21 protein-coding genes and 3 tRNA genes are annotated in these 19,535 nt (G+C 63.8%); 18 read left to right on the top strand and 6 right to left on the bottom strand.

The annotated features are described in order from the left end of the window. Nucleotides 1-17: 17 nt before the first annotated feature. From uvrC to ABDB84_RS11635, 7 genes are all read left to right on the top strand, one after another. Nucleotides 18-1,820, top strand: coding sequence for an excinuclease ABC subunit UvrC (gene uvrC / locus ABDB84_RS11665; RefSeq protein WP_345919902.1), 1,803 nt, complete (start codon nucleotides 18-20; stop codon nucleotides 1,818-1,820). Nucleotides 1,821-1,826: 6 nt separating this feature from the next. Further along, a complete protein-coding gene (gene pgsA / locus ABDB84_RS11660) occupies nucleotides 1,827-2,396 on the top strand; it encodes a CDP-diacylglycerol--glycerol-3-phosphate 3-phosphatidyltransferase (protein ID WP_345919901.1) in 570 nt (189 codons plus the stop codon). Between the two features lie 58 nt (nucleotides 2,397-2,454). Then, nucleotides 2,455-2,530 (top strand) — tRNA-Gly (locus ABDB84_RS11655). A gap of 49 nt (nucleotides 2,531-2,579) precedes the next feature. Then, nucleotides 2,580-2,653 (top strand) — tRNA-Cys (locus ABDB84_RS11650). 49 nt (nucleotides 2,654-2,702) lie between these two features. Next, a tRNA-Gly gene (locus ABDB84_RS11645) sits at nucleotides 2,703-2,778 on the top strand. Between the two features lie 140 nt (nucleotides 2,779-2,918). After that, nucleotides 2,919-4,166 carry an alkaline phosphatase family protein gene (locus tag ABDB84_RS11640; RefSeq protein ID WP_345919900.1) on the top strand — a complete coding sequence of 416 codons (1,248 nt, stop codon included), beginning with the start codon at nucleotides 2,919-2,921 and terminating at the stop codon, nucleotides 4,164-4,166. A gap of 64 nt (nucleotides 4,167-4,230) precedes the next feature. Beyond that, nucleotides 4,231-4,377, top strand: a complete 147-nt coding sequence (locus ABDB84_RS11635) for a hypothetical protein (RefSeq protein ID WP_345919899.1) — start codon at nucleotides 4,231-4,233, stop codon at nucleotides 4,375-4,377. A gap of 18 nt (nucleotides 4,378-4,395) precedes the next feature. Here ABDB84_RS11635 and ABDB84_RS11630 read toward each other — a convergent pair whose 3' ends face one another. Continuing rightward, nucleotides 4,396-4,878 carry a DUF1178 family protein gene (locus tag ABDB84_RS11630; RefSeq protein WP_345919898.1) on the bottom strand — a complete coding sequence of 161 codons (483 nt, stop codon included), beginning with the start codon at nucleotides 4,876-4,878 and terminating at the stop codon, nucleotides 4,396-4,398. Nucleotides 4,879-5,064: 186 nt separating this feature from the next. On the opposite strand from ABDB84_RS11630, the gene ABDB84_RS11625 reads away from it, so the two are divergent. The 4 genes from ABDB84_RS11625 (at nucleotide 5,065) to ABDB84_RS11610 (ending at nucleotide 8,112) form a co-directional block, all read left to right on the top strand. Continuing rightward, the gene (locus tag ABDB84_RS11625; protein ID WP_345919897.1) at nucleotides 5,065-6,066 is read left to right on the top strand and encodes a tRNA dihydrouridine synthase; all 1,002 of its coding nucleotides are present in this window, start codon (nucleotides 5,065-5,067) and stop codon (nucleotides 6,064-6,066) included. Continuing rightward, nucleotides 6,056-6,709 (top strand): tRNA (guanine(46)-N(7))-methyltransferase TrmB, encoded by a 654-nt coding sequence (gene trmB / locus ABDB84_RS11620; RefSeq protein ID WP_345919896.1) that lies wholly within the window; start codon nucleotides 6,056-6,058, stop codon nucleotides 6,707-6,709. The genes ABDB84_RS11625 and trmB overlap by 11 nt, the downstream gene beginning before the upstream one ends. A gap of 335 nt (nucleotides 6,710-7,044) precedes the next feature. After that, nucleotides 7,045-7,695, top strand: coding sequence for an outer membrane beta-barrel protein (locus ABDB84_RS11615; protein WP_345919895.1), 651 nt, complete (start codon nucleotides 7,045-7,047; stop codon nucleotides 7,693-7,695). An 87-nt stretch (nucleotides 7,696-7,782) separates the two neighbouring features. Beyond that, nucleotides 7,783-8,112, top strand: a complete 330-nt coding sequence (locus tag ABDB84_RS11610; protein ID WP_345919894.1) for a YkgJ family cysteine cluster protein — start codon at nucleotides 7,783-7,785, stop codon at nucleotides 8,110-8,112. 25 nt (nucleotides 8,113-8,137) lie between these two features. On the opposite strand, the gene pabB is transcribed toward ABDB84_RS11610, so the two are convergent. Further along, nucleotides 8,138-9,952, bottom strand: coding sequence for an aminodeoxychorismate synthase component I (gene pabB / locus ABDB84_RS11605; RefSeq protein ID WP_345919893.1), 1,815 nt, complete (start codon nucleotides 9,950-9,952; stop codon nucleotides 8,138-8,140). 10 nt (nucleotides 9,953-9,962) lie between these two features. Next, nucleotides 9,963-11,165 (bottom strand): transglycosylase SLT domain-containing protein, encoded by a 1,203-nt coding sequence (locus ABDB84_RS11600; RefSeq protein ID WP_345919892.1) that lies wholly within the window; start codon nucleotides 11,163-11,165, stop codon nucleotides 9,963-9,965. Nucleotides 11,166-11,413: 248 nt separating this feature from the next. On the opposite strand from ABDB84_RS11600, the gene ABDB84_RS11595 reads away from it, so the two are divergent. Together ABDB84_RS11595 and ABDB84_RS11590 are read left to right on the top strand one after the other, a co-directional pair. Then, nucleotides 11,414-12,367 (top strand): diguanylate cyclase, encoded by a 954-nt coding sequence (locus ABDB84_RS11595; protein ID WP_345919891.1) that lies wholly within the window; start codon nucleotides 11,414-11,416, stop codon nucleotides 12,365-12,367. Between the two features lie 2 nt (nucleotides 12,368-12,369). Continuing rightward, complete coding sequence (locus ABDB84_RS11590) at nucleotides 12,370-12,870, top strand: response regulator (RefSeq protein ID WP_345919890.1); 501 nt, start codon at nucleotides 12,370-12,372, stop codon at nucleotides 12,868-12,870. Between the two features lie 19 nt (nucleotides 12,871-12,889). Here ABDB84_RS11590 and gloB read toward each other — a convergent pair whose 3' ends face one another. Further along, nucleotides 12,890-13,657: a hydroxyacylglutathione hydrolase gene (gene gloB / locus ABDB84_RS11585; protein WP_345919889.1), complete on the bottom strand. Its 768-nt coding sequence runs from the start codon at nucleotides 13,655-13,657 to the stop codon at nucleotides 12,890-12,892. Nucleotides 13,658-13,676: 19 nt separating this feature from the next. Here gloB and ABDB84_RS11580 point away from each other — a divergent pair, with 19 nt between their 5' ends. The 5 genes from ABDB84_RS11580 to ABDB84_RS11560 all read left to right on the top strand — a co-directional run bounded on the left by ABDB84_RS11580 (nucleotide 13,677) and on the right by ABDB84_RS11560 (nucleotide 17,866). Then, entirely contained in the window at nucleotides 13,677-14,402 is a 726-nt protein-coding gene (locus tag ABDB84_RS11580) for a class I SAM-dependent methyltransferase (RefSeq protein ID WP_345919888.1), read from the top strand. Continuing rightward, nucleotides 14,399-14,863: a ribonuclease HI gene (gene rnhA / locus ABDB84_RS11575; protein ID WP_345919887.1), complete on the top strand. Its 465-nt coding sequence runs from the start codon at nucleotides 14,399-14,401 to the stop codon at nucleotides 14,861-14,863. Before ABDB84_RS11580 ends, rnhA begins: the two co-directional genes overlap by 4 nt. A 123-nt stretch (nucleotides 14,864-14,986) precedes the next feature. After that, complete coding sequence (gene aceB, locus ABDB84_RS11570) at nucleotides 14,987-16,588, top strand: malate synthase A (RefSeq protein ID WP_345919886.1); 1,602 nt, start codon at nucleotides 14,987-14,989, stop codon at nucleotides 16,586-16,588. Nucleotides 16,589-16,698: 110 nt separating this feature from the next. Next, on the top strand, nucleotides 16,699-16,851 hold the full coding sequence (locus ABDB84_RS11565) for a hypothetical protein (protein WP_345919885.1): 153 nt from the start codon (nucleotides 16,699-16,701) through the stop codon (nucleotides 16,849-16,851). Nucleotides 16,852-17,107: 256 nt separating this feature from the next. Beyond that, nucleotides 17,108-17,866, top strand: a complete 759-nt coding sequence (locus tag ABDB84_RS11560; protein WP_345919884.1) for a DUF4272 domain-containing protein — start codon at nucleotides 17,108-17,110, stop codon at nucleotides 17,864-17,866. A gap of 15 nt (nucleotides 17,867-17,881) precedes the next feature. Here ABDB84_RS11560 and alkB read toward each other — a convergent pair whose 3' ends face one another. Both alkB and ABDB84_RS11550 read right to left on the bottom strand, forming a co-directional pair. Further along, on the bottom strand, nucleotides 17,882-18,529 hold the full coding sequence (gene alkB / locus ABDB84_RS11555; protein WP_345919883.1) for a DNA oxidative demethylase AlkB: 648 nt from the start codon (nucleotides 18,527-18,529) through the stop codon (nucleotides 17,882-17,884). A gap of 40 nt (nucleotides 18,530-18,569) precedes the next feature. Beyond that, nucleotides 18,570-19,424 (bottom strand): methylated-DNA--[protein]-cysteine S-methyltransferase, encoded by an 855-nt coding sequence (locus ABDB84_RS11550; RefSeq protein ID WP_345919882.1) that lies wholly within the window; start codon nucleotides 19,422-19,424, stop codon nucleotides 18,570-18,572. Nucleotides 19,425-19,535 lie beyond the last annotated feature (111 nt).

Here is a 19,535-nt window from a genome sequence, read left to right as displayed (position 1 = left end):
GCGCTACACTGCCGGCCATGAGTTTCGACGCAAAATCCTTCCTGCCCGGTCTGACCGAGAGCCCCGGCGTGTATCGCATGATCGGGGCCAATGAAGAGGTGCTCTACGTCGGCAAGGCGAAGAACCTCAAGCGCCGCGTATCGAGCTATTTCCAGAAGAATCACCCCAGCCCGCGCATCGCCATGATGGTGGCGCGCATCGAGCGCGTGGACATCACCGCCGTGCGCTCCGAGGCCGAGGCGCTGATTCTCGAAAACAATCTCATCAAATCGCTCAAGCCGCGCTTCAACATCCTGTTCCGCGACGACAAGAGCTATCCCTACATCGCCATCTCGGGCGACGAAGCGCCGCGCCTGTTCTACTACCGCGGCGCCTTCGAGAAGGGCGTGCGCTACTTCGGGCCGTATCCCTCGGGTTGGGCGGCGCGCGAGAGCGTGCAGCTCCTGCAGCGCCTGTTCATGCTGCGCACCTGCGAGGAATCGGTCTATCGCAATCGCTCGCGGCCCTGCTTGCTGCACCAGATCAAGCGCTGTACCGCGCCCTGCGTGGGCCTGATCGACAAGGCGCAGTACGCTAATGATGTGCGCCTGGCGACGCTGTTCCTCGATGGTCGCCATTCGGATGTGATCGACAATCTGGGCGTGCGCATGCAGGAGGCCGCGGATCGCTTTGCCTTCGAGGAAGCGGCGGTATTCCGCGACCAGATCCGCGCCTTGCAGACCGTGCTGCACAAGCAGCATGTCGACTCGGGCAAGGACGAGGACGTCGATGTCATCGTCGCCGTGCAGCAGGGCGGTCTGGTCTGCGTCAATCTGGCCATGGTGCGCGGCGGCCGTCACCTCGGTGATCGGCCGCAGTTTCCGCAAGCCGGCGGCGAAGGGCTGTCGCCGGCCGATGCGCTGCTGGCCTTCGTCGAGCAACATTATCTGGATCATCCCGCGCCAGCCAAGCTGGTCGTCGACGGCGCGGAGAGCGACACCGTGCAGGCGGTCCTCGCCGAGGTCGTGGAGCGCACGCCCATCGTGATTGCGGCGCGCTTTCAGAACGAGCGAGCCTGGGTCGAGATGGCGCAGCTCAACGCCGGCCTGGCCATCGAGACGCGGCTGCGCGAGTCGGGCCGCGCCACCCATCAGCTCGAAGCCCTGCGCCAGGCGCTGGGCCTTGCCGAGGCGCCACGGCGCATCGAGTGCTTCGACATCAGCCACACCCAGGGCGAGGCCACTGTGGCCTCCTGCGTGGTGTGGGAGGGCGAGGGCATGAAGAAGTCGGAATACCGGCGCTTCAACATCAGCGGCATCGAACCCGGCGACGATTACGCGGCGATGCGCCAGGCGCTGACGCGGCGTTACGAAAAGGTGGCGGCGGGCGAGGGCGTGCGGCCGGACCTGATCCTCATCGACGGCGGCAAGGGCCAGATCGGTGTGGCCTGGGAAGTGCTCAGCGAGCTGGGCCTGACCAGCATCAACATGATCGGCGTGGCCAAGGGCGAGGCGCGCAAGGCCGGCCTGGAGCAGCTGATCCATCCGGACGGGCGCGAACCGCAGCTGCTCGGCGGCGAGCATCCGGCGCTGCACCTGATCCAGATCGTGCGTGACGAGGCGCACCGCTTCGCGATTACCGGCATGCGCGCACGGCGCAGCAAGACGCGCCTGACCTCCAAGCTGGAGGATATTCCCGGCATCGGGCCGACGCGGCGCAAGAAACTCATCGAGACCTTCGGCGGTCTGGCCGGCGTCAAAGAAGCGACGGTCGAAGATTTATGCCGCGTTGAAGGGATCAATCGTAAAATCGCGGAACAAATCTACAACGCGCTGCGTTAGCCCCCTATGTTCAATAATGTTCCCATCCTGCTCACCTGGGCGCGCATCGTGCTGATTCCGGTCGTCATCGGCGTGTTTTATCTGCCGGAGAGCGTACTGAGTCTGCATCACCAGAACATCATCGCCTGTGTGGTCTTCGTCATCGCGGCAATCACCGACTGGCTGGATGGTTATCTGGCACGCAGCTGGCAGCAGACGTCCGCCTTCGGCGCCTTTCTCGACCCGGTGGCCGACAAGCTGATGGTGTCGGCCGCGCTGGTCGCCCTGGTGCAGCTGGAGCGCTGCGATGCGCTGTTTGCCTTTGTCATCATCGGCCGCGAGATCACCATCTCCGCGCTGCGCGAATGGATGGCCAAGATGGGCGCTGCCAAGAGTGTGGCGGTGTCCTTCATCGGCAAGCTGAAGACGGCTGCGCAGATGACGGCGATCCCGATGCTGCTGTTTGCGGATGACCTGTTCGGCTTGCCCATTCTGCGTAGCGGACAGGTGCTGTTGTTCATTGCGGCCGTGCTGACGGTCTGGTCGATGGTCTATTACCTGCGCCGTGCGGCGCCCGATTTACGTCGCGGTGCGTGAAATATTGCAAGTGGTGCTTGACATTGGCGCCAAGTGCATTACAATGCGCACCTCCATTGCGGGAGTAGCTCAGTTGGTAGAGCGCAACCTTGCCAAGGTTGAGGTCGCGAGTTCGAGACTCGTCTCCCGCTCCAGATTCGCAAAGGGAAAGCCCGGCTTTCCCTTTTTAGTTGTACAAGTCGTGGCGCGGTAGCAAAGCGGTTATGCACCGGATTGCAAATCCGTGTAGGTCGGTTCGACTCCGGCCCGCGCCTCCAGGGGTTTTGCTGTACAGGTTTGGCAGCGTAGTCTGGCTGCAAAGGTTTTGCGGGAGTAGCTCAGTTGGTAGAGCGCAACCTTGCCAAGGTTGAGGTCGCGAGTTCGAGACTCGTCTCCCGCTCCAAATAAAAAGGGGAAGCCACGATCGTGGTCTTCCCCTTGTTTTTTTCTACTTGCCGCAGCGCAGCTTGTATTGCCCTGTCGTGCTCGTTAAGGTCGCGGCTGCCTCTGTCTCCGTAGGCCAGCCTGGTGTCTTGAATGTTGATGTGCACGAATAACTCCGGCCTGTCAGAACAGACAGGCCTGCCGGCGGACTGGTATGCCGATGGCGTGAGCTGGCCGGATTATGCCGGGCAGGGGCTGTTCAATCTGGCTGTCGCCCTGGCGCGCAGCTGCGGTGCCACGGTGCGAGAAGATTATGCCGATCTGCTGCTGCCCGATGGCAGCGCCGCGTCCTCGCGCTGGCAGGGCAGCGACACCCTGGTGTTCTTCCTGATCGATGGCCTCGGCGACGATTTCCTGTCGCGCAATCGGGATATCGCACCGACCCTTTGGCACGACCGCGTCGGCGCGCTGAGCTCGGTCTTTCCCTCGACCACGGCGACTGCCATCACCACCCTGATGACGGCCCAGCCTGCGGCCATTCATGGCCTGCTGGGCTGGTATGTGCATGATGCGCAGAGCGATGCCATCGTCGCGCCTTTGCCGATGCGCCATCGCGCCGGCTGTGCCGTGCGTGACGAGGCCTTGCTGGCGCGCCTGCTGCAGACGCCGCCGATGCTGCAGACCGCGCAGCGCGCGGCCCGCTTCGTCACCTTGCCGGAGCTGGCCAGCGGCCCCTACAGCAACCATCATCGCCGCGATGCGGTGGTACATCCCTACGAGACGCTGGACAGCCTCGCGTGGAGCGTTTTTCGCGCCGCCCGCGAGCTTGATGCTGCGGGCCGCCGGCAGAAGTTCGTGTATGCCTACACGCCGATGCTCGATGCCTCGGGGCACGACTTCGGCATGGAGTCGCCCCAGTCGCGCAGCGTGCTGGCGATGCTCGATCACACCTATGCAAAGATGCGCAGCCTGCTGCCCGAGGCGCAGTTCGTCGTTTCGGCTGATCACGGCTTCATCGACAATCCGCCGCAGCGGCAGATCGTGCTCTCGGCGCATGCCGATCTCTACGCGATGCTCAGCTCGCCTTTGAGCGGCGAGCGGCGTGTTGCCTACTGCCACGTCAAGCCGGCTTACCAGCAGAGCTTTGGCGCACGCGTCAGCGAGCGCCTGGGCGATGTGCTGTACGCCATGCCGGCACAGCGGGCGATTGCCAGCGGTCTGTTCGGGCCGGGCGACAATGCGGTGGCGCAGCGTCGCTGCGGTGACTGGTTGCTGATTCCGCGTGATGACTGGACCGTGATTGACCGTTTGCCCGGCGAGGGCGGCCTGCCGATGCTCGGTGTGCATGGCGGCTTGTCGCGTGGCGAGATGCGCGTGCCGCTGATCATGGCCGCGTCACAGGGCTGAAACACGCTTGTCAGATCGCAGTCATCTTGACTGTCTATGCTCCGTAAAACCACGGAGCAGAACCATGAAATTCAAAGCAGTCAGCTGGGGTAAGTGGCGGTGGCGCGAGCGTCTGGCGCGCAAATGGGCGCGCAAGGCGCCTGTCAAGCTCGAAGGGATGTTCCCGCTGAGTTTCGTGCCGGAGTCGAGTAGCCGCCAGCGTTCGGTCTGAGCCGGCAGTGCCTGCAGCTCAGTGCAGGTTTTCCTTGGCGATGGGGATCAGGCTGATGCTCTCTTCGAGCAGGCTTTCGATCTCCTGCAGCGAGCTGATGCCGCGAATTGCGCGCAGCTCGGTTTCGCCGTCCTGCAGGCGGTGTACTTCAATCGCAAAAGCTTCCGGCTGGCCGGGGCGGGCGCCGGCTTCTTGCAGCTTCTGCATCAGGGCCTGCAGCAGTTCCTGAGCGTTGAGCGTGTCGGGCAAGCCTGCAGCGGCGAGCAGGGCGCTGGCGCGTGCGCTGTTATCGACATCGGCGGTGATCTCAAGCGCGTGCTCTGGCTGCCGGTCGCTCGCCCGGCGCGTGTGCGACACACTGGCCAGGACGTCGACTTGCGGGGATTCACAGATCGGACAGCAGAGCTGCCCATTGGCTTGCTGTGCCTGCAGGGCTTCGGCGGAGGCGAACCAGCCTTCGAAGCTGTGCTTGAGGTCACAGATCAGATTGACGACGATCACGATTGGTCACACTTGCCGGTTGCCCGGCACAACTTCCGGACAAGGAACAGGTCTGCAAAGGGCTGGCTGGATGGGCGTGTCCGTGCGCACGATCAGCTTGATTTCCGGTCTAACTGCCGGAATACGCGGGTAGTGGACAAATCAGTCCTTTACCTGCAAGGGGGGCAACGATAGCATGGCGCGCCTATGTTGTCCCCCTCGAAACTATCAGTCCCGCATTTGTTGTTGGCGCCCATGGAGGGCATGGTCGACGAGCTGATGCGCGACGTTCTGACACGCGCTACGCCCTATGACTGGTGCGTGACGGAATTCGTGCGCGTGTCGGGCAGCCTGCTGCCAGCGCGTGTATTCCTGCGCACCGTGCCGGAGCTGCGCCATGCCTCACGCACGGCGGCGGGCACCGTGGTGCGCGTGCAGCTGCTCGGTTCGGATCCGGCCTGCATGGCCGACAATGCCGACCGTCTGGCCAGCCTGAAACCGGCGGGCATCGATCTGAACTTCGGCTGTCCGGCACCCACCGTCAACAAACATCGCGGCGGCGCAATCTTGCTCGATGAGCCGGAGCTGCTGCATCGCATCTGCCGCGAAGTCAGTGCTGCGGTGGCTGGGCGCATGCCCTTCACGGCCAAGATGCGCCTGGGCGTGCAGGACAAATCACGCGCCATCGAGGCTGCACAGGCGCTGGTTGATGGCGGCGCGCAGATGCTGGTGGTGCATGCGCGGACCAAGGAGGAAGGCTATCGCCCACCGGCGCACTGGCCATGGATTGCACGCATCGCCGAAGCAGTGAAGGTGCCGGTGGTGGCCAATGGCGAGATCTGGACGGTCGAAGACTATCTGCGCTGCCGCGCCGAGAGTGGTCTGCAAGATGTGATGCTCGGTCGTGGCGCGGTGGCCGATCCTTATCTGGCCAGTCGCATCCGTCGTCATCTGCGTGGTGAGGCGCCGGCCGAGTGCGCGGGTGAGGACTGGGAGGCTTTGCAGCCCTTGCTGCGCGATTACTGGCAGGCGGTGCAGATCAAGGTCGAAGCGCGGCACGCGCCGGGGCGCCTGAAGCAATGGCTCAACCTGCTGCGCCGCCGCTATCCGCAGGCCGAGCAGCTGTATCAGCAGATCAAGCCCCTGCGTGTTGCGGCGGAGATCGACCGCCAACTGGACACGGGCTGGAGCGCCGCGCATGTACGCTAATTCACGCGATATCGACAGTGCGCAGGACGCGCCGCACGAGAAGCTCGGCGAGCTGCTCGCCCGCCACCGCGATCATCCTTTCCGCAAGCCGATCAGCGCGCACAGCCAGGCGGCTTTCGACCAGGTGATGCCGTGCTGGGACGGCCGCGCGCCGATTCTGCTCGATGCCGGCTGTGGCGTGGGCTGGAGCAGCTTGCGCCTGGCCCGCGCCCATCCGCAGCATTTCGTGCTCGGAGTCGATCAGTCGGCTGACCGTCTGGCGCGCGGCAAGCCCGGTGAGATGCCGGACAATCTGCAGTTCGTGCGCGCTGATCTGGTCGATTTCTGGCGCCTGCTGCTGCAGGCCGGGATTCGTCTGGACAAGCACTTCCTGCTCTACCCCAATCCCTGGCCGAAAATCGGCCAGTTGGCACGGCGCTGGCACGGCAGCCCGGTGTTCCCCAGCCTGCTGGCGCTTGGCGGCACGCTTGAATGCCGCAGCAACTGGTCGATCTATGTGCAGGAACTGGCGCTTGCCATCGGCTTCATCACGGGCAGCACGCCTGCCGTTGAAGTCTTTGCGACGCAGGATCCGCTGACGCCCTTTGAGCGCAAGTATCTCGATTCCGGCCAGACCCTCTATCGCCTGCAGACGCAATTGTGAAGACCGGAGTTGGCCCGTCTGCAGTTCAGTGAAGGCGTATTCAGTTTTTAGGCGATGGACTGTCAGCGCAAAGGCCGCAGAGCAAGACAGAAGGTCCGCCAAGGGAAGCAAGAGTTGCTTTCTTTGCGGACCTTTGCTTTTTCTTCGCGTCCTTCGCGTCCTTCGCGTCCATATATCGGCGAACAAAAATGTGATTTGCCTGGATTGCCTGCGTTTGGCACTGGCTGACATCTTTGCTTACGCATTGTCGCAAGCCGAAAAGCGTTTGAAACAGGGCGCTGACAGCAAAGTTGTTCAATGACTACTCCGGTTTTCGGAAAGAAAAGGAGTTAGCAATGAACACCCCCATCAAATCCTGCCGTTCCATCCTGTTCAGCCTCGGTATTGGCGCATGCCTGATGAGCAGCGCGTTCGCCGCCGAGACGGGGCCTTATGTTGGCGCTTCGCTGGGCGCTGGTGTGAGCGCGCTGAAAAAGGGCGGCATTGATAGCGCGGTCGGCGCGCAAGGGCTGCAGGTCTCCTCGGGTAGCTCGGATACGCAGAACACCACCTATGGTTTTAACCTGGGTTATCGCGTGAATCGCTATGCGGCGGTCGAGCTGGGTTATGTGAATCTGGGCAAATACGGCTATCAGTCCAATCTCGCCTCCGCTGCCAACCAGGCGGTGACCGGTGAGTTCGAGGCGCAGGGCGCTACCTTGGCTGGCGTCGGGATCCTGCCGCTGTCGCATGGTGTGTCGCTCTACGGCAAGCTGGGTCTGATCCAGGCACATACCAAACTGAGCGCCGTGGGCAGCCCGGGCGTAGCGACTAGCAATACCTCGCACGACTCCACGGGCATGCTCAGTGGCGCCGGCCTCAGCTATGACCTGAGCAAGGCGGTGGCCGCCACGGTCGAATGGAATCATTACAGCGGTCTGGGGAATCCTGAGACCGGCTACGGCAAGCTCAATACCTATACTGCCGGGCTCAAGTACAGCTTCTGAGTCCAGGGCGCCAGCGCCTGAAGGTATGATGCGCGCTGCCGCGCCCCGAGCTCTGCGGGCGCGGCAGTTTCATCGAGTTCCCGGATCATGCCCTGTCAGACCTGTGGCGCCTGTTGCGCCAGTTTTCGCGTGAGTTTCCATCACAGCCAGCTCGATAGCGAAGTCGGCGGCTATGTGCCGGCGATGCTGGCGGACGAGGAAACGGCCAGCACTTGCCGCATGCGCGGTACCGATCGCAGCCCGCCGCGCTGTGTTGCTTTGCAGGGCGAGATTGGCGAGCGTGTCAGCTGCGCGATCTACGAATTCCGCCCCGATCCCTGTCGTGATTTTGCCGCCCACGGCGTGCACGGCATCCAGAACGAAGCCTGCAACCAGGCGCGTGCCCGGCATGGTTTGCCAAGGTTGGCTGATCACTGATTTGGGCTTGAGTCGGGCGGGCGTTTCAGGCGCGCTGCAGGCTGACTTCGACCAAGCCTCGCAAGGCATTGCTGACGAAGATGCGATCAGCTTGCTCAAGGTCTTGCGGGTAGAGCACGGCTTCGCGTGCGCCGTGTTCGGCCAGCAGGCTGGCACGCATCACCCCCGGTAGCAGGCCGCAGTGACGTGCCGGCGTGAGCAGCTGGCCAGCGCGCTCGATGAACAGATTGCTGCGCGCGCCCTCGCACAGCTCGCCACGCGTATTGCAGAAAATCTCGTCAAAAAAGCCCTCGGCGATGGCGGCCCGCAGCGCCGCGTCGTAGAAGCTGCGGGCGCTCGTCTTGTGTTGCAGGCGCGGATCGGCGGCGTCGAGACTTTGTGCCGCCAGGCGGATGCGCGGCTGGGCGGGCAGGGCTTCCAGTGGCGCGCTGCTGAGGCTGACGCGGCCATCGCGTGACAGCAGCAGGCGCAGGCGATGCGTGCCTGCGGTGAGCGTCTGGATGTGCTGGCTGATCGCGCTGAGGATGTCTGCTTCGCGATAAGCGAAATGCAGAGCCCGGGCGGAGTCACGCAAGCGCTGCAGGTGATAGGCCAGCAGCGGCCAGGGCGATGGCTGGCCGGCTTCGCAACGCAAGGTTTCGATCAGCTGCAGACCATCCTCGCGGACGAAACGCGCCTTGGCGAGGCATTCGGCCAGCTCTTCCTCAGGCACTGAGTCGGCAACGATGCCGCTGCCGACATCCAGATGGCATTGTCCGTCGCGCGCCACGCGCAGGGTGCGGATCGGCACGTTGAAGTGGCAGTCGCCATCAGGCGCGAGGTGGCCGATGGCGCCGCAGTACACGCCGCGCGGGCGCGCTTCGAGTTCGTCGATGATCTGCATGGCGCGCAGCTTGGGCGCCCCGGTGATCGAACCGCAGGGAAACAGCGCCTGGAACAGCTCGGCGAGGCTGGCCTCGACACCTTCTGCGCAGATGCTGGAGGTGAGCTGGAACACGCTGGGGTAGGGCTCCAGCTCGAACAGGCGCTCCACCCGCACCTGACCGGCGGGTGCCAGACGACCCAGGTCATTGCGGATCAGGTCGACGATCATCAGGTTCTCGGCGCGATTCTTCTCCGAGGCCTGCAGCCTGGCGGCAATCTGTGCGTCGGCCTCGGCTGAGCCCGTCCGTGCGGCGGTGCCTTTCATCGGCCGGCAATCGATGCGCGAGCCCTGACGGGCAAAGAACAGTTCGGGCGAATGCGAAAGCAGCCAGCTGTCGCCATCGAAGAGCAGGCCGCCATGGCGCACCGGCTGTGCGCTGCGCAGTTGCGCATACAGCGCGGCGGGGTGGCCGAAGCTCTGGCCGTGCAGCGGCAGACTCAGATTGACCTGGTAGCAGTCGCCGGCGCGGATGTAGTCGAGTACGCGCTGCACTTGCTGCAGGTAGTGATCCGCTGCATCGGGCGCGGTGTGCAGGGACAGTACGCCTGCCTCGCGGGCCTGTGCTGACAGGTGGGCCAGTTGCTGCGCCCACCAGGCAGCCAGCGCTTCGCCTTGCAGTCGGGTGGCCTGGCGGAAAACCATGGCGCGCGCCAGCCGCGTTGCCGCCGGGGCTTGCGGTGCGCGGGCTTCGAAGGCAGAGCCCAGTTCGTAATGGGCGATCAGCGCGATCCAGTGGCCAGCACGCTGCTGGGCCTCGATGCGGCTGAAAAAGCTGCCGGCCTGATCGGCGGACAGGCAGTCGATGTTGTGCAGAGGCTCGTGCAGCAGCAGGGCGCTGCCGGGGGTGGCAAGCTGGTCTTCGAACAGCGCGAAGGCTTCCTGCGCGTGCGCGCCCGGCGCGAACAGCCCCTGCATCGAGCCCTGCTTAGCCGTGACGACGCTTGCTCGGCCGCACGCTGCGCGTGCTGCGCTTTTGGCTGACCGGTTGCAGCTTGCCGGCCTGGGCGATGGCCGCGGGGACCGGCTCGGAGTTCTGCGAGGGCACCAGCAGCTTGTAACCGGCAGCCAGCAGCGCACGGGCGCTCAGACCATTGGCGTTGCACAGCGCCTGCACCGCCAGGCCCAGATTGCGGGCGATCTGTTCGACACGTGCCGTTTGCGGCACCAGATAGGTTTTCCAGGTCACCAGCGGCGCATCGCCGTTGGCCAGATGCTTGGCCAGATTGTCTTTGAACTTGCGCGCATTCTCGACCGGCAGTACCACGCCGGCGTCGTCGCTACCGGGCATCACCGGGCGGTTGTAACCGGGGTTGAGCATCAGGAATTCAGAGGTCGGCATCTCGGCCAGCTTGGCGGCCAGGGCGACGTCCATGCCGGGCATCTTGTCGATGGTGCTGAAGTAGGGCTCGTTGGCGATATTGGGCAAGCTGATGCCGTATTGCTCGGGTCGAGCGATGATGTTCTTGATGGCCTGCAGCTTGGGCACGTAGTAACGGGTTTCCTCGGGCATGCGCAGGCTGGCGAAATCGGTGGGTTTGCCGGCCGCTTTGTTGTTGGCGATGGCGCGCGCGACGGCGTTTTCGCCCCAGTTGTAGGAGGCCAGGGCTAGCTGCCAGTCGCCATGCATCTCGTAGATCGATTGCAGGTAGGTGAGGGCGGCATCGGTCGAGGCGACGATGTCGCGGCGCTCATCGACCCACCAGTTCTGCTGCAAGGCGTAGGTCTTGCCGGTCGAGGGGATGAATTGCCACAGGCCGGCGGCTTTGGCCGAAGACAGCGCCAGCGGATTGAAGGCACTCTCGACCACCGGCAGCAGGGCCAGCTCGGTCGGCATGCCACGCTTTTCGAGCTCGCCGACGATGTAGTACATGTACTTGCGACTGCGCTCGAGCATGGTCTTGAGTGCGGCCGGGCGTGCCAGGTAGTAGCGCATGCGGTCATCGACCAGCGGGCTTGCGAGGTTTTGCATGGCAAAACCGTGGCGCATACGTTCCCAGATATCGGCCGTTTGTGCGGTATGGTCCACACTGGCGATACGCGCGCTGCTCGATGAGGCGGCATCGGCCACCGGCGCGGCGGCGGGAGCTGGGGCTTGCGCCGGAACGACAGCCGCAGGTGTGGCCAGCACGAAGCTGTTTTGTGCGGAAGTCTGGTTTTGCGGGGGAGTGACGGGGAGCGACAGGCTGGTGGCAACCTGCAGCGTGAAATTTGATTCGGCAGCGTGTCCGAGGCTCCAACAGCCTAGACCCAATGCGGCAGAAAGGAACGCTAAAGCCTTCATGGTTTTTTGCCGTACAAGTGACTGTGGGGATTTTAGCGGTTTCGTGCTGGTACGCCAGCTCTTTTATGTAGCGGGATGTTTGTTCAGGAAGCTCAATGAAGGCGCTGGTAGTCGATGACACGCTGACAAGTGCCACGCTGGTGAGTCACCAGCTGCGCAAAATCGGCATCGAAACCTTTGTGGCACGTGATGGTGCCGAGGGAATCGAACTCTTCAAGCAGCACCGGCCGGACTTGATCCTGCTCGACGTGATCATGCCGGGGCTCAATGGTTACGAGGTGGCCAAGCGCATTCGCCAGCTCGAACGCGACGGCGAATGGACGCCGATCATCTTCCTGACGGCGCGCACCAGTGACGAAGATCTGGAGCGCGGCATCGCGGTCGGGGGGGACGATTACCTGGTCAAGCCGGTGTCGGAGATCGTGCTGACCGCCAAGGTGCGCGCCATGCAGCGCATTGCCCAGATGCGTTACTCGCTGGTGGTGCTGACGCGGCGCCTGGACGAAGCCAATCGCGAGCTGACGCGCCTGTCTTCGGTTGACGGCCTGACCGGCATTGCCAACCGTCGCCAGTTCGACGAATTCCTGCAGCGCGAGTGGTCGCGTGGTGTGCGCCATGAGTCCAAGCTCTCGCTGCTGATGTGTGATGTGGATTTCTTCAAGCAGTACAACGATTTTTACGGTCACCAGGCGGGCGACGAGTGTCTGCGCGCGGTGGCCCAGGCGCTGGCTAATCGCGTCAAACGCCCGACTGACCTTGTCGCGCGCTATGGTGGTGAGGAGTTTGCGGTGATCCTGCCGGACACTGATCGTGAGGGCGCCTGTCGCCTGGCCGAGGCGATGCGTCAGGATATCCAGCAACTGGCCATTGAGCACCGCGCTGGCATCGGCGTGGTCACGCTGAGCATGGGCGTGGCAACGGTGATGGCGGCACGCAGTGCGCCGGGCCCGCTGGCCCTGGTGCGCGCGGCCGATGGTGCTTTGTACGAAGCCAAGGCACGCGGGCGTAACCGCGTGGTGGCGCAGGTTGAATTGAGTGAGGCGCAATAGCAATGCGAGGCAATCCGTCCCTTTATGGCATCTCGGTCGTCGTGGTGGACGACAATGACACCACGCGGGCCATGCTGCGCGGCATCCTGCGGCAGGAAGGCGCCGAGGTCGTCGGCGAGGCTAAAGACGGCTTAACCGCTCTGGCGATCTGCCGCAAGCTGACGCCGCGTCTGGTCTGTCTCGATGTGATGATGCCCGGCGTCAGCGGTGTCGATGTCTTGCGCGACATCCGCACCGAAATGCCGGAGACCCGTGTGCTGATGGTGACCGGCTCGACCGAGCGTCAGGTGGTGCAGGCCTCGATCGAAGGCGGTGCGAGCGGCTATGTGGTCAAACCCTTCAACGCCGCACGCGTGATTGCCGCCGTACAGCAAGCTTTTTCACGTGCGCCAGCGCCGGTTCAGCCGGCTTCTGCTGCGGCCAGCGCTGCGACCGAAGCCAGCCCAGCGGCTGAAGACGAGGCCGCTGAAGACAGTGCGGCGGGCGACACCGCCAGCAGCTGAAGCGAGCTCAGGCCACAACTCAGGCTACATCTTTCCAGCGCCGCAGCGCGGCAAAAACCTCGTCAGGCGCGGCCAGCACTTTTCCTGTGTAGCGGCTCACTGCGCTGCGCACGGCCGCCTGATCGACGCGCAAGAAGGGATTGCTCGCCAGCTCGTCCGCCAGCAGCGAGGGCAGGCTTGGCTGATTCGCTTCGCGCAAGGCGCTGCACGCCGCCAGGCGCGCTTGCAAGGCCGCATTGTCGGGCTCTACCTGCAGCGCGAAGCGCAGGTTCGACAGCGTGTATTCATGGGCGCAATGCACGCGGGTCTGCGGCGGCAAGTGCGCCAGACGCTGCAAGGACGCATACAACTCGGCCGCCGAGCTGCTGCCCAGCAGGCGCCCGCAGCCGCCAGCAAACAAGGTGTCACCGCAGAACAGATGTTCGCCCAGCAGGTAGGCGAGGTGTTCTTCGGTATGGCCGGGGACGGCCAGCACACTGATTTCTGCTGCGACGCCCGGCAGCGTGAAGCGATCCGCGTCCTGCACCGGCTGCGTCACGCAGGCGATGCTGGGCGGGCCGAAGACCGGCACGTTCCCGTCTGCATTGAGCTCGGCAACGCCGCCGATATGGTCGTTATGGCGATGAGTGATCAGGATGGCGGCCAGACGCAAAGCCTGATCAGCCAGGAAGCGCTGCACCGGCGCGGCTTCGCCGGGGTCGACGACAACGGCGGCGCCGTTTGCCACCAGGGCCCAGATATAGTTGTCGCGGAAGGCGGAAAGCGGAACAATCTGCATGGTCTTCATTCTCGGCGCCTGAGCCTACATGTCAATTCCCGGTTTCGCCGAATGGCTGGAAACGCCGCGCGGACAATATCTGCTGGCGTGGGAGCAACGCAAGCTCGACCAGATCGTGGCTGACATCTTCGGCTACAACGCCATGCAGATCGGCCTGCCGCAAACCGATTTCCTGCGCGCCAACCGCATGCCTTATCGCCTGCACTGTTGTGACAGCGCGCCCGGCGTGGATGTGCGCTGCGACGCCGAAGAACTGCCCTTTGCCTCGCAAAGCATCGATCTGGTGGTGCTGCCGCACGTGCTGGAGTTCGCGCCGCATCCGCACCAGCTCTTGCGCGAGGTCGAGCGCGTGCTGGTGCCCGAGGGCCGCGTGGTGATTGCCGGCTTCAATCCGCTGAGCTTGTGGGGGCTGCGCCGCGCCTTCTCCGGCAATCTTGGCAAAATCCCCTGGCAAGGGCAGTATCTGCCCGTCTCGCGGCTCAAGGACTGGCTGACCCTGCTCGGTTGCGAGACGCATGACAGCGCTTTTGGCTGTTACGCGCCGCCCTTGAGCTCGCAAGCCTGGCTGCATCGCATGTCGTTCATGGACGCACTGGGCGAGCGCTGTTGGCCGATTGCCGGCGGCGCTTACATCATCCATGCGGTCAAGCGCGTGCGCGGCATGCGCCTGATCCGCCCGCAATGGCGCACGGCGAAGCGCTCGCGCAAGGCGATTGCCGCCGCCCCACAACGCAAACAACAGGAAACCCCATGACAGTTGCAACAACAGGCGAAACCGTCGATATCTTTACTGACGGCGCCTGCAGCGGAAACCCCGGCCCCGGCGGCTGGGGCACCATCTTGCGCGCCGGCGACAAGGAAAAAGAGCTGTTCGGCGGCGAACCGAACACGACCAATAATCGCATGGAGCTGACCGCTGTGATCCGCGGCCTCGAAGCGCTCAAGCGGCCGGTGTCGGCGCGCGTCTATACCGACTCGCAATATGTGCAGAAGGGCATTTCGGAGTGGATTCACGGCTGGAAGAAGCGCGGCTGGAAAACCGCCGACAAGCAGCCGGTGAAGAACGAAGACCTGTGGCGCGCGCTCGATGCGCTGACCGCTGCGCACCGCATCGAATGGCTCTGGGTCAAGGGCCACGCCGGCCATCCGGAGAACGAGCGCGCTGACGCGCTGGCACGGCAAGGCGTCGAGCAGGTACGCAAGAGCGGGCGCTGAGCCCCGCAAGGGCTGGCCAGTGATGAACACTATCACTGGCGGCCGCATTCAATGGCCACGGTGCGCCGATGCGCTTTGCTATATTGCAGCGCTCGCAGCGGACGTTTTCAGGAGACAGGCAATATGAGCACAGCGCAACTTCCCGCCGGAGTCAGCATTCTCGCCGCACAGCCGGCCGGCTTTGAAAAGATCCTCTGTACGCCGGCGCTGGAACTGGTCGCCAGCCTGCATCGCGCTTTCGAATCGCGGCGTCAGGACTTGCTGGCCGCCCGCGTGGCGCGCCAGAAGGCGCTTGACGCTGGCGAGCGGCCGGACTTCCTCGCCAGCACGCGGGCGATCCGCGAAGGCGACTGGCGCATCGCGCCGCTGCCGGCTGCGCTGCAATGCCGCCGCGTCGAGATCACTGGGCCGGTCGAGCGCAAGATGATCATCAATGCGCTCAACTCGGGGGCGGATTCCTACATGACCGACTTTGAGGATTCCAACACGCCCAACTGGTTCAACCAGATCCAGGGCCAGATCAACCTCATCGACGCGGTGCGCGGCACCATTGCGCTTGAGCAGAACGGCAAGTCCTACAAGCTCAACGACAAGGTCGCGACCCTGATCGTGCGGCCGCGTGGCTGGCATCTCGATGAGAAGCATGTGCTGGTCGATGGCCAGCGCGTCTCCGGCGGCATCTTCGACTTCGCGCTGTTCATGTACCACAACGCCAAAGAGCAGATCGCGCGCGGCGCCGGCCCCTTCTTCTACCTGCCGAAGATGGAAAGCCACCTCGAAGCGCGCCTGTGGAACGATGTGTTCATCGCCACCCAGGACGCGCTGGGCCTGCCGCGTGGCACGATCAAGGCCACTGTGCTGATCGAGACCATCCTCGCCGCTTTCGAGATGGAAGAGATCCTCTACGAGCTGCGCGAGCACAGTGCGGGTCTGAACGCCGGGCGCTGGGACTACATCTTTTCCTGCATCAAGAAGTTCAAGACCGACAGCAATTTCTGCCTCGCCAACCGCAGCAGCATCACCATGACGTCGCCCTTCATGCGCGCCTACGCGCTGAGCCTGGTCAAGGCCTGCCACAAGCGCGGCGCGCCGGCCATTGGCGGCATGAGCGCGCTGATTCCGATCAAGAGCGATCCGGTCGCCAACGAAAAGGCGCTGGCCGGCATCCGTGCCGACAAGACGCGTGACGCAGCCGATGGCTTTGACGGCGGCTGGGTCGCCCATCCGGGTCTGGTGCCGATTGCCATGGAAGAGTTCGTCAAGGTGCTCGGCGACAAACCCAATCAGTGGGACAAGCAGCGCGACGATGTGAGCTTCGGCGCCGCCGACCTGCTCAACTTCCTGCCCGAGACGCCGATCACCGAAGCCGGCCTGCGCAACAACATCAATGTCGGCATCCACTACCTCGGCTCCTGGCTGGCCGGCAATGGCTGTGTACCGATCCACAACCTGATGGAAGACGCCGCCACCGCCGAAATCAGCCGCTCGCAAGTGTGGCAATGGGTGCGCTCGCCCAAGGGCGTGCTCGACGACGGCCGCAAGGTCACGCCGGAGCTGGTGCGCGGCCTCATCGGCGAGGAGCTGGCGTTGGTCAAGGCGGCGGTGCAGAAGCAGGGCGAGGCGGTCGCCACTTACGAGCAGGCGGCGGAGATTTTCGAGACCATGTCGCTGGCCGAGGACTACCCGGAATTCCTCACCCTGCCGCTGTATGAAGCGCTGAGCTGACACAGCCTTTGATCTTGCTGATAAAAACGTTAGAATGGCGGGCTACCGGCGTGACTCTTCCAGAAGAGTCCAAGCCTTGAACCCAAAACCGATTTTCAGGAGAAACCTTCATGGCTTCGACCACGACCCGTACCCGCCGCTCCTCGATCGAGCGCCGCTGCCTCAGCAAGTTCGCCAAGCGCCTCTTCAAGGGCATGCCCCGTTCGGTGCTGCGCTCGGTGTACCAAGCTGAATGCCACTCCAAGCAAAAGAAGCCGCTCTGATCGATTGTTGATCGAGCCGATGAAAAACCCCGCCGATGCGGGGTTTTTTATTTTGGGCGCTCGGCAATATTCTTGAGCCGCGCTTGGCGTCATCAGTCGCCCGCTTTTTTTGCGAGTGTGCCGACCTTGATGATGATGCGCATGGAATTTCCTCGGTCGATGTGATGAACTCGCAGCCTTGGCGTCTGTGCCGCCTGCACGCGCGGGGAGCACAGAGGCTGAACCGAAAACCTTTCATTCGTCTTGAGTCCTGACTATGCCTTACGTTCTCGTCGCTCTGTTGGCTGTGCTGCTGTCTTCTCCGGTGTTGGCTCAAGTGGCTCCGTCGCTGGGGGAGCGGCGAGCGCTGATCAAGGCCATGGATATGAATGTGCCGCCCGAAGCGGCTGAGCGGAAGGCGCGATCAGAGCATGCTTTGGCAGCCGAAGGCGTACCCATCAACAGCTTCCTGCCCGTCATTGAAATTGAGCAGAGCGCCCAGCACAGATCGAAAGACGAAATTGCCCGGCGTGCCTTGGTCTTGCTGAGCGTCGCGGGCAAGGCAGAGGGCATGCCGCAAGCGCTGCTTGAAAGAATCCTCAAGAATTATGAGCTTGAGACATCTCTAAGCCCCAAGGAAAAGGCTTTTGTCGGGGATGCCGAGCCTTCCCTTTACGACCGCCAGCAATTTGTGTGGCGTTATGAGGCCGCCTGGGTATTGCTCTGGGCGCTGGGCTACGTCGATAGTCTGGATAAGCCTGCCGCCATTGCAGATGTGGCGCGTGCAGTCCGCTTCATGAAGGAGCGCAGCGCTGGGCAATTTATGGCCGATGCAAAGCTGCGCCCGCTCTCTGACATCCTCGATCAAGCCGACAAAATCTACCGCTATCACTGGGCTGTTGTGGACGCCAGAGTCAATGCCAGACCGATCCCGGCAGGGCTGAACCCCGATGTGATCCTTGAGCGTCACCAAGCCCTGAACTGGCTGATTGGCCACATGGGCGAAGCGTGGGATGACATCAGCACCGATACCTGAGTTTTTCGGCAGCGCTTAGAGCGCCTTGCGAAAGGTCAGGTTGATGCGCGCGTCTCCGCTGAGCGGGTGATCGCCCAAAGCCAGCGGTGCGACGCCGTGGAAGGCCAGGCGCGCCGGGCCGCCCCAGACCACCACATCGCCGTGCAGCAGGCGGTAGCGGCGGGGCTTGTCGCTGCGCTGCTGACCGCCGAACAGGAAGATCGCCGGCACGCCGAGTGAGAGCGAGACAATCGGCGCGCCAAAATCGCGCTCGTTGCGATCCTGGTGCAGGGACATGCGCGCGCCCGGCGTGTAGCGGTTGATCAGGCAGGCGTCGGGCACGAAGTCGGCAAAGCCGCCGGCCGCCGCCGCGTCCCGCGCCAGTTGCAGGAATTCGGCGGGTATCGCTGGCCAGCGCTGGCCGCTCAGCGGGTCATGCGTGCTGTAGCGATAACCCAGCTCATCGCTGACCCAGCCGGCGGTGCCGCAGCTGCTGGTTTGCACCGACATCCAGTGCCCGCCGGGTGTCTGCATCTGGCGCAGGGGCGCAGTCGCCAGCACTGTTTGCGTGATGGACCACAGCGCGTCGGCCTGAGCGCGGGCGAAGCCGTGCAGCAGCACGGCGCCGGGGCAGATCGCCTCGCTGCAGGGCGCGGTATCGTCCAGTGCGTCGAAAAGGTCCACGTCAAATCACCACGTTAATTTACCGTGTCAGTTCGCCACGTCAGCTTGCCTGCTCACGGTCGAGCAAGGCGCGTTTGCGTTCGAGTCCCCAACGGTAGCCGGCCAGCGCGCCGTCGTTGCGCACCACGCGATGGCAGGGAATCGCCAGTGCGATGGCATTGGCCGCGCAGGCGGCGGCCACGGCGCGTGCGCCCTGAGGCATGCCGAGTTGCGCGGCAAGTTCGCTGTAGCTGAGTGTGCTGCCCGGCGGTATTGCGCGCAGAGCCTGCCACACGCGCTGCTGAAAAGCCGTGCCGCGAATATCCAGCGGCAGATCGAGCGCCTGCGTGGGCTGCTCGACCCAGCCGACAATCTGCGCCACCCAGGCGTCAAACGCCGCATCGCCACCGATCAGCTGGGCGCGGGCAAAGCGCGCTTGCAGGTCGTCGAGCAAGGCTTGCGCGTCGTCGCCCAGCGCAATGCTGCAAATGCCCTGCGCCGTCGCCGCGACGAGAATCGCGCCCAGCGTGCACTGGCCCAGCGCGAAGCGGATCGTCTCGCCATCGCCGCCCTGGCGAAAGCGCTCCGGCCGCATGCCCAGCAGCTCGCGCACCTTGTCGTAAAACGCGCTGCTGGAATTGAAACCCGCCGCAAACAGCGCCTCGGTCACGCTGGCGCTTGCCGGCAAGAGCTGGCGCACACGCAGGCTGCGGATCGCCTCGCCATACTCACGCGGCGTGATGCCCAGCACCGCTTTGAACTGACGATGAAAATGATGGGGGCTCAGCGCCGCTAGGTCGGCCAGCACCTGCAGCGCAGGCGGTGTAGCGGCTGATTCGATCAGACGGCAAGCGGCCAGAATGCCCGGCTGGGCGCGGGCTGCGGCGGCTTCGGCAGGGCGGGCTGACTTTGGCATGCGCGCATTTTCGGCGATTTGGCGCGGGCGGGCATCCGGTTTCTTGCGCAGCACCTGACTGTCTGGTAATGCTTTGAGTTGTAATTACAGCTTTGTTTGTTACAATAAAAA

The sequence above is a fragment of the Uliginosibacterium sediminicola genome (assembly GCF_039631295.1).
Taxonomy (GTDB): domain Bacteria; phylum Pseudomonadota; class Gammaproteobacteria; order Burkholderiales; family Rhodocyclaceae; genus Viridibacterium; species Viridibacterium sediminicola.
The sequence above is the reverse complement of the archived record's forward strand: the minus strand, read 5'-3'. Positions and strand labels throughout refer to the sequence as shown.